Genomic DNA, 8,048 nt, shown 5'->3' with positions numbered 1-8,048 from the left:
TTGATCTTGGCGTCGATGCGCTCTTTTTGGGGGGTCTTCTCAGCCTCCACCAAACTTTGGGCCAAGCTTTTGATGTCAATGCCAGATCCTGCACCGAGTGAGTTGACAATGTTGTTGGTGGCCATGGGTGGGTCTTGTTTCGAGTGGGTGACGGTTCAGGTCTTAAGGTTTGAATCGGCACCAGTAGGCCAAAGCTGAGCTTGGAGCGGTTCCTTCAACCACGGATGTAGTCAAAAAGGCTGAGACCGGAGATCTTGGAAAAACTGCCCATGGCGGCTTCCAAGGCCATCATTTCTTTGTTCATGCGGGTTACTGCGGCGGCATAGTCGAGGTCTTCGATTTCAGACAAAGTCGACTTGAAGCGCAAACTGGTCTCATCCAATACATCCAGCTGAGACTGAACCACCGTCTGATCAGAGCCGTTTTGTACCTGCGACAGGGTCAGGTTGCTGTGCATTTGGTTGAGATCGGAAATGCCTTGTGTGATGTCGTCGGTTTCACTGCCTTCGACCCCATCGATCATGTTGTCGAGCGCATTGAAAAACCCCACACTCTCGCCGCTGTCTCGCACCACTCGGCTGAACACATCGGTTCCTGCGCGGGTGAACTGAACCGTGCGTTCCTCACCTGCCGGAATGCGTGTTTGCGTTTGATCACCCTGGTAGACGACTTGACCGCTGTCATCTTCTGCAAATGCCGGCGTGTTGACCCGAGTACCCGAAAAGAGGTAATTGCCGCTGTCATCCCGGGTGTTGCCCAAACTCAGCAGTTGGTTGCGCAGGGCTTTGAGTTCCACCGCAACCCCCTTGCGGTTGTCGGGCGACAAGGTGTCGTTGGCCGCTTGCAAGCCCAACTCTTTCATCCGGGTCAGGATGTCGTTGGAGGCGCTCAGGGCCGTTTCTTCGGCGGTGTAGCGGCGCATGGCCACATCGAGCGTGCGCATGTGGCTGTCTTGCCGTTGCACTTCACCCTTGAGTCGCTGGATGGCGGCCGCTTGGTCTGGCGCATCGCTGGGCGAGAGGATTTGTTTGGACTCGGCCATCTGGGCTTGTGTGGTTGCCAGACGGTTTTGGATGTTGCTCATGCGTTCTGTGGCACGGTCAAACAAAAATGAGGTCGAGACTTTCATGGTGCCTCCGTTCAACGCACTTGCAAGATGGAATCAAACAAGGCCATGGACACTTGCATGACCTTGGCATTGGCTTGGTAAGCTTGTTGGAAGCGCACCAAAGCGGAAGCTTCCTCGTCCAGACTCACGCCCGATATGCCGTCGCGTGCCTCTTGAGCTTGTTGGTAAACCACGCTGAGCGCTTGTTCGGCAATGGCCGCCTGCCGGGCCACACTGCCGACCTGGTTGACGCGTTCAATGTAGGCTTCGGTGATAGTCAGGCCGCCAGGCATGATGGCTTCGTCTTCCAGTGCCACCATGAGCAGCATGGTTTCGTTGTTGCCAATGCCGTCTTTGTTGCCATCGATGCTGAACACGTCGCCTGATTTGGGTGCGGTGGAAAACTCCAGACGCAATCCCCTGTAGGTCAATGTGGGGACGTTGTTGTTGGGGTCACTCTCCAACGTGCGCTCGGCCAAAACCGTGTCCGTTTCTGTATCGACAATTTTGTAGGTGGTGTCCGAGGTGAATGTGACGGTCAGTGGCGAGGCCCGAAGTGATTGCTTCATGTTGCCTTCAATCCCAGCAAATTGCGCGCTCACCGATAAGGTGCTGTCGTCACCGCTGCTGTCGGTCACAAAGACGAGCAGATCATCGGTGGTGCCGCCCTGGATGGAGATGCGGGTGTCAAACCCGAGAAGGCTCAAGTCGGCTGGCGTGCCGTTGCTGCCGAGGCCTAAACGGATGTCGTTGGTGGTGTCGTCGACTGGTCGAGACAGCACCAGCTTCCCATCGACGCTGCTGGCCGTGACGCCGGTGCTGTCCGTTTCACTGTTGAGCCAACTGACCACAGCGTCCAAATCCGTTGCACTGGCCAAGGCGGGAAGCGAATGGCCATTGAGTGTGAGCGCGCCGGCTTCAATGCCATCCGCTGAAGCAACAAAGGTCTTGCCGGTGAGCACTGCCGCAGTTTTTTCGGGTGACAGCAACTCGAGGGTGGCAGGGTTGAATTGTTGAACCAAGCCGACATCGGCCTTGGCCCCCATGAAGATGTCCATCTCTAAATAGCTCTGTGTACTTGAGGCGTTGAGGTAGGTGGTGTCGTAACTGGCGCCGTCTTCCACGCCGTTGCTGGTTTTCAGCAGCAAGGATTGCTGGTCGTCGGTCAAGGCCCGACCCAGCACATGGCGACCATCGCGGGTCAGGACCTGGAACGATTGGTTGGCGTTGGGGTTGATCAGGGTCAAGGACAATTCTTGAGTCCCGACGGGAATCAAACCGAGACTTGCAAACGGTTGGTCAGTGGTGGTGTTGACCGTTGCGGTGCCGATTTGGGGGATTTGCCCCAAGGCCAAGTCATCCAGCAAGCCTGTGGGGCCGGCGAAATTCGGCGCACTGTAAATGATGCGCGCTTGCGCCGTTCCGCTGTTCAAGGGGTCGTCGATGACCCGGAATTGACCCGCAGCAGCCACCCGGTTGGCGTCTTTGACAATCATTTGCATGCCAGCGGCTTGCAAAGGTTTGTCGGCACTGAAGGCAAACAAATCGCCGCCCAAAAGCCCTTCGGCGTCCACGCCTTCTCGGTGAATGGCATTGATCTCGCGGGCCATGACCACGGCCAGATCGTTCAGCGAGTCGGTGGCCGGATTGAGCACCTGGTCCCGGAAATTCATGATGCCACCGATCTTGCCGCTGCTGATGCCCGGCATGGTTTCTGGCGTGCCGTAGGCGTCGATGACAAATTGGAGTTTGTTTTGGTCAAGGCTCGATTGCGAAACACTGATGTCGCGGGTTTTGGTTTGTTGCACCAAAATGCCTTGGTCCAGCGTATCGCCGACACTGACCAGCACGGCACCGTTGGGCTCAAACTTGGTTTTCACCGAAACCAGACCCGACAAGTCGCGCAGCAAACGGTCACGCTGGTCGAGCAATTCAGACGGTTGGTTGGTGGCGCTGCTGTGTTTGGCCATTTGTTTGTTGAGCAATCCCAGCTGTTGGGTCAACGAGTTGATTTGGCCCACATTGGTATCGACCGATTGGCGTGTTTCGTTGTCGAGCAGCTCAAATTGACCTGCCAGTTGCTGAAAGCGCGAAGACAGGCCGTCGGCATCGCGCAAAAACGTGCTGCGCGTGACCACCGAAGCGGGGTCGCTGGACAAATCCCGCGACGACTCGAAGAACAGGTTCATGGCTGTGGTCAGGCCAATGCTCTCGTCACCCATGACGTCGATCAGGCGGTTGACGTAAGACAGCAGGGGCTTTTGGCTTTCCAGATCGCTGTTGCTGTTGCGCAGGTTGGACTCGACAAAGGCGTCGTACTGACGTTGCACCGCATCAAACCGTGCGCCCGTGCCCAAATAGCTGTTACCCAGCAACCTTGGCTGGTTGGAACTGAGGGAGACATCTTGGCGTGTATAGCCGTCGGTGCTGACGTTGGCAATGTTGTTGGAGACCGTGGCCAGCGCACGTTGGTACGCCGTGACGCCCGAGCTGCCAATGCTGAGCAGGTCACTCATGGTTTAGCCCTCGGTGTCACGCTGTCGAGTTTGAAGCCGGTGAAGCGTTCGAGCTGGTAGCCCTTGACGACTTCGGGCTGCAAGGCCATTGCTTCACGCGTGGGATGAAGCGGCATCGCTTGCGCTTCGGTCTTGGGTGCGTGCAGGCGTAAAGCGTCTTGGGTGCTCAGCTCTTGTGCCCGCAGCATTTGCTTTTCCATCATGTTGGCCACACCCAAGCCCCCACGCTTGACCATTTCCAGAGACATTTCTTTGTCCATCAGGTCTTGGTAGGTGTCCATGTTGCCGCCTTCGACCAGGTCGCTTTTTTCGATCGACTCGCGCATGGTTTTCATCATCTGCTGGATGAAGTAAGCCTCAAATTGCTCGGAAGTCTTGCGAATGGCCTTGGTCGGGTCTTGCGCTGCCTCACCCTTCAGGCGCGTAAGAGCGTTGAAGTCCAGGTAGGTGCTGGAGGTGCTGGTGGACAGGTCGCTCATGTTGGTCTCTTTAAATAATGATCAATTCGGCACGCAAGCTGCCCGAACTCTTCAGGGCTTCCAAAATGGCGATCAAGGCTGAAGGCGTCGCGCCCACTTGGTTGACGGCATCCACCACTTGGCGCAAGTCCACGCCAGGCTGGAACAGGAACATGGGGTTTTTGGGTTCGTTCACCGAGATGTCGGCGTTTTGTACCGGGGTGGTTTGACCAGTCGAGAAAGCGTTGGGTTGAGACACTTCGTTGGTGGCCGCAATGGCCACCGAGATGGTGCCGTGCGCCACCGCTGCTGCAGTGATGCGCACATTGCGGCTGATCACGACGGTGCCTGTACGGGAGTTGACGACCACACGGGCGGGCGGCTCACCCGGCACCACATCCAGGTTTTCCACCATGCTCAAAAAGGCCACGCGCTGGGACATGTCGCTGGGTGCCTTGATGGCGAAAGACATGCCGTCCAAGGCTTGAGCCGTGCCGCTGCCAAAGCTTTTGTTGATGGCATTGACGATGGCGGTGGTGGTGGTGAAGTCCGACTCGCGCACATTCATGACCACATGGTCCGATTTTTCAAAAGGGGTTTCGACCATGCGCTCGACGGTGGCACCGCCTGGGATGCGAGCAGCGGTGGGAACACCGATGCTGACTTTGGATCCGGCTGCGCTGGTCTCGACGCCGGTGGCCGTCAGGGCACCCTGGGCCAAGCCGTAGATTTCACCGTCCACACCGCGCAAACTGGTCAGCAGCAGACTGCCGCCGCGCAGGCTGCTGGCTTTGCCGATGGCCGAGACGTTGATGTCGATTTTCTGGCCAGGCTTGGCAAAGCCGGGCAACTCCGCAGTCACCATCACGGCGGCCACGTTTTTGATGTCGATCTTGCCGCTGGTGGTGTTTTGCTCGAAGTCCGACAGGGGGCCGTCAATGCCGACACCCAAACGCGCGAGCATGGCTTTCATGCTTTGGGCGGTGAACGACACATCTGCACCATCGCCTGTGCCTTGCAAACCCACCACCAAGCCATAGCCAATGAGTTGGTTGGTGCGGCCAGCGGCCACAGAGGCCAAGTCTTTGACCCGATCAGCCCAGGCAGAGCCAGACAAACCGAGCAAGACGATGAGAGATAGAAGGGCGGATTTCATAGGGCTTCCAGAGTGGTTGGGCTTTAGAAAGGCCAGAACTTCATCAAGGCGTTGGTGCCCCAGCCGGCCTTGGCGGCATTGGCCATGTCGCCTGTGCCGCGGTAAGCAATTTGGGCGTTGGCCAAGCGGCGTGACTGCACCGTGTTGTTGGGTGAAATGTCTTCAGGTCGGATGATGCCGCTGACCTGGATGATTTCGGCGCCTTCGGTCAAGGCCAGTTGTTTTTCGCCGCGCACCATCAGGTTGCCGTTGGCCAAGACCTCGGACACGGTCACGGAGACGTCGCCAATCAGGCTGGCTTTTTGGTCGGCTTCACCGCCGCCCACGCTTTCGATGTTGGCTTTGCTCAAGTCAACGCCACCCAAGATGCCCTGGAGTTGTGTGCCCAGAAATTTGTTGGGCAAGCGCATGTTTTGGACCCGGGCGTTCAAGCCTTGAGGCGCGGAGGTGGCAGAGGGAATCACATCGTTGCTGGCCGCCCGTTTGACAGTCCCACTTTGTGTTCTGCCCGCCTGTGTGGATTCGTTGAGCAACACCGTGATCACGTCGCCCACGTTGTAAGACCGCACGCGACCAAACCAGTTGTCGCTTTGGCGGCCGTTGTAAATGGCGCCCGTCGCCAAGCGGGGCTTTTCGATGACCGCTGGCAAGACGGGGGCAAATTGAGGGGTATGCGCCATGGGTGCGGGGTTGGTAGCGCAGCCGCTCAGGCCCATTGCCATCAAGATGGCCACTGCCAGGGGGGAGAAAAAGGTGCGTTTCATGGGGTGCTACTTACATGTTGTTGTTCAGGAAGCGCAGCATGCCGTCCACGGCCGAGATGGCTTTGGAGTTGATCTCGTAGGCGCGCTGGGTCTCGATCATGTTGACCATCTCTTCGACCACGTTCACGTTGGAGGCTTCCAGGGCGCCCTGCATCAGCTGTCCAGCACCGGTCACGCCGGGTTGGCTCACTTGGGGTGCGCCGCTGGCCGTGGTTTCTTTCATCAGGTTTTGACCCAAGGATTGCAGACCCGCTGGGTTGGCAAAACGGGCGATCTGGATTTGGCCAATAATCTGGCTGCCGCCTCCTGCGGCGGCTTCGACGGACACGGTGCCGTCTTGTCCCACGGTGATGCTGGCCACATTGGGGGGGATGGTGATGGCCGGCTGCAGGGGTGCGCCATTTGCCGTCACCAACTGGCCTGTGGCAGACAACTTGAAGCTGCCATCCCGGCTGTAGGCTATGGTGCCGTCCGATTGGGTAATTTGGAAGAAACCGTCGCCTTGAATCGCCATGTCCAGGGCGTTTTTGGTCGAGACCAGACTGCCTTGGGTGTGGGTTTTTTCGGTCGAGACGATGCGTACACCGGTACCCAGCATCAGGCCGGTGGGGGCTTGCGCATCGGCGCCGACCTGTGCACCGGGTTGACGCAGGTTTTGGTACAGCATGTCTTCAAACGAAGCGCGGTCGCGTTTGAAGCCAGTGGTGTTGACGTTGGCCAAGTTGTTGGAGATGACCGACATGCGCGTTTGCTGCGCGTCCAGGCCGGTTTTGGCAATCCACATTGATGCATCCATGGGGGGCTCCTGTCAGTGTTTAGGCGGGTTTCATCATGGAAGCGCCGGACTCGTCGAGTGCCTTGGTTTCCTTGATGATGCGAATTTGGGTTTCGAAACTGCGCGAATGGTCGATCAGCCGAGTCATGGCTTCGATGGCGCTCACGTTGCTGCCCTCCAGTGCCTGAGGAATCACTCGGGGCTGTGCGTCGCCCAAGGCGATGTCGGTGCCGTCAGGCTGACCATCCACTTTGAACAGACCATCCGACCTGCGGCCCAGCTTGGCATCGGCGCCATCGCGCAAGCGCAATTGGTCAATCAGCACCATGGGGGCCGTGGCCGGTTGGGCTGGGTCTTTGGCATAGACCGTGCCATCGGGGTTGATGGAAACCATCATGCCCGGAGGGATGGCAATCGGCCCGCCATTGCCCAACACCAAGTGGCCTGAACCATTTTCCAATTGACCTTGGGGGTTGATTTTCAAGTCGCCACGGCGTGTGAAGGCGACATCGCCGTTGGGCGCTTGCACGGTCATCACCGCTGTGTCGCCCAGTGCGATGTCCAGCGGACGGCCTGTGGCCATGACCGGACCAGGCGTCAGTCGAATTTGATCACGCACCATGGCTTGGGCTTGGAAGCGTGAGTCAAAACCGGCGCCGTTGACTTTGATGGTTTTGAGCGCCACGTCGTAACTGCTTTTGAAACCCACCGTGGACACGTTGGCCAAGTCGTTGACCAGCACCTGACGTGCAGTGGCCTGCTCCTTGATGGTGGCGTTGGAAGTGAAGACAAGGCGGTCCATGGCGTTTTCTCAGGTTTTTTTGATGATGCGGGTTCAGGTCATCAAGCGCGGATGTTGATGATCGCGCTGGTCATCGTGCTGCTTGTCTCAATCGCTTTGGCGTTGGCCTGGAAGTTCCGTTGCGCCGTGATCAGGTCCACCAGTTCTTGTGTCAAATCGACGTTGGCACGTTCGGTGGCACCGGCACGGATCGAGCCGAAACCGGCCGAGCCCGCTTCACCGATCTTGGCGTTACCTGAAGAGGCGGAGGCCAGGTAACTTGCGTCACCCACCTGCCGCAAGCCTGAGGGGCTGGAGAAGTTGGCCAAAACGATCTTGCCCAGTGACACCTGCGAGCCGTTGGAGTAGGTGGCATTGACCAAGCCGTCGTTACCAATGTTCAAGCCCATCAGCTCGCCTTCAGGGGCGCCGTCTTGCGATTGCGAGAGCACCGCGAACGCGCTGGAGTATTGGGTTGACTTGGTGAAGT

Annotated in this window: 8 protein-coding genes; all 8 read right to left on the bottom strand. The window is 58.0% G+C overall.

Annotated features, from left to right (window positions below):
* Positions 1-214: 214 nt before the first annotated feature.
* A complete protein-coding gene (gene flgL, locus Q0O19_RS13180; RefSeq protein WP_295523705.1) occupies positions 215-1,129 on the bottom strand; it encodes a flagellar hook-associated protein FlgL in 915 nt (304 codons plus the stop codon).
* A gap of 11 nt (positions 1,130-1,140) precedes the next feature.
* On the bottom strand, positions 1,141-3,624 hold the full coding sequence (gene flgK, locus Q0O19_RS13175) for a flagellar hook-associated protein FlgK (RefSeq protein ID WP_295523704.1): 2,484 nt from the start codon (positions 3,622-3,624) through the stop codon (positions 1,141-1,143).
* Complete coding sequence (locus Q0O19_RS13170) at positions 3,621-4,103, bottom strand: rod-binding protein (RefSeq protein ID WP_295523703.1); 483 nt, start codon at positions 4,101-4,103, stop codon at positions 3,621-3,623. Before Q0O19_RS13170 ends, flgK begins: the two co-directional genes overlap by 4 nt.
* 10 nt (positions 4,104-4,113) lie before the next feature.
* Positions 4,114-5,238, bottom strand: a complete 1,125-nt coding sequence (locus tag Q0O19_RS13165; protein ID WP_295523702.1) for a flagellar basal body P-ring protein FlgI — start codon at positions 5,236-5,238, stop codon at positions 4,114-4,116.
* A gap of 23 nt (positions 5,239-5,261) precedes the next feature.
* A complete protein-coding gene (locus tag Q0O19_RS13160) occupies positions 5,262-6,002 on the bottom strand; it encodes a flagellar basal body L-ring protein FlgH (RefSeq protein ID WP_295523701.1) in 741 nt (246 codons plus the stop codon).
* A 10-nt stretch (positions 6,003-6,012) separates the two neighbouring features.
* Positions 6,013-6,798 carry a flagellar basal-body rod protein FlgG gene (gene flgG, locus Q0O19_RS13155; RefSeq protein ID WP_295523700.1) on the bottom strand — a complete coding sequence of 262 codons (786 nt, stop codon included), beginning with the start codon at positions 6,796-6,798 and terminating at the stop codon, positions 6,013-6,015.
* A 19-nt stretch (positions 6,799-6,817) separates the two neighbouring features.
* Positions 6,818-7,579 carry a flagellar basal body rod protein FlgF gene (locus Q0O19_RS13150; RefSeq protein WP_295523699.1) on the bottom strand — a complete coding sequence of 254 codons (762 nt, stop codon included), beginning with the start codon at positions 7,577-7,579 and terminating at the stop codon, positions 6,818-6,820.
* Between the two features lie 41 nt (positions 7,580-7,620).
* Positions 7,621-8,048: flagellar hook-basal body complex protein (locus tag Q0O19_RS13145; RefSeq protein WP_295523698.1), on the bottom strand; the 428-nt coding region annotated here is incomplete at its 5' end.

Origin of the sequence: Limnohabitans sp. Rim8 (genome assembly GCF_945869175.1) — a bacterium.
Lineage (GTDB): Bacteria > Pseudomonadota > Gammaproteobacteria > Burkholderiales > Burkholderiaceae_C > Limnohabitans_A.
Note: the sequence above shows the minus strand (reverse complement) of the source record. Positions and strands in the feature narration are given on the sequence as shown.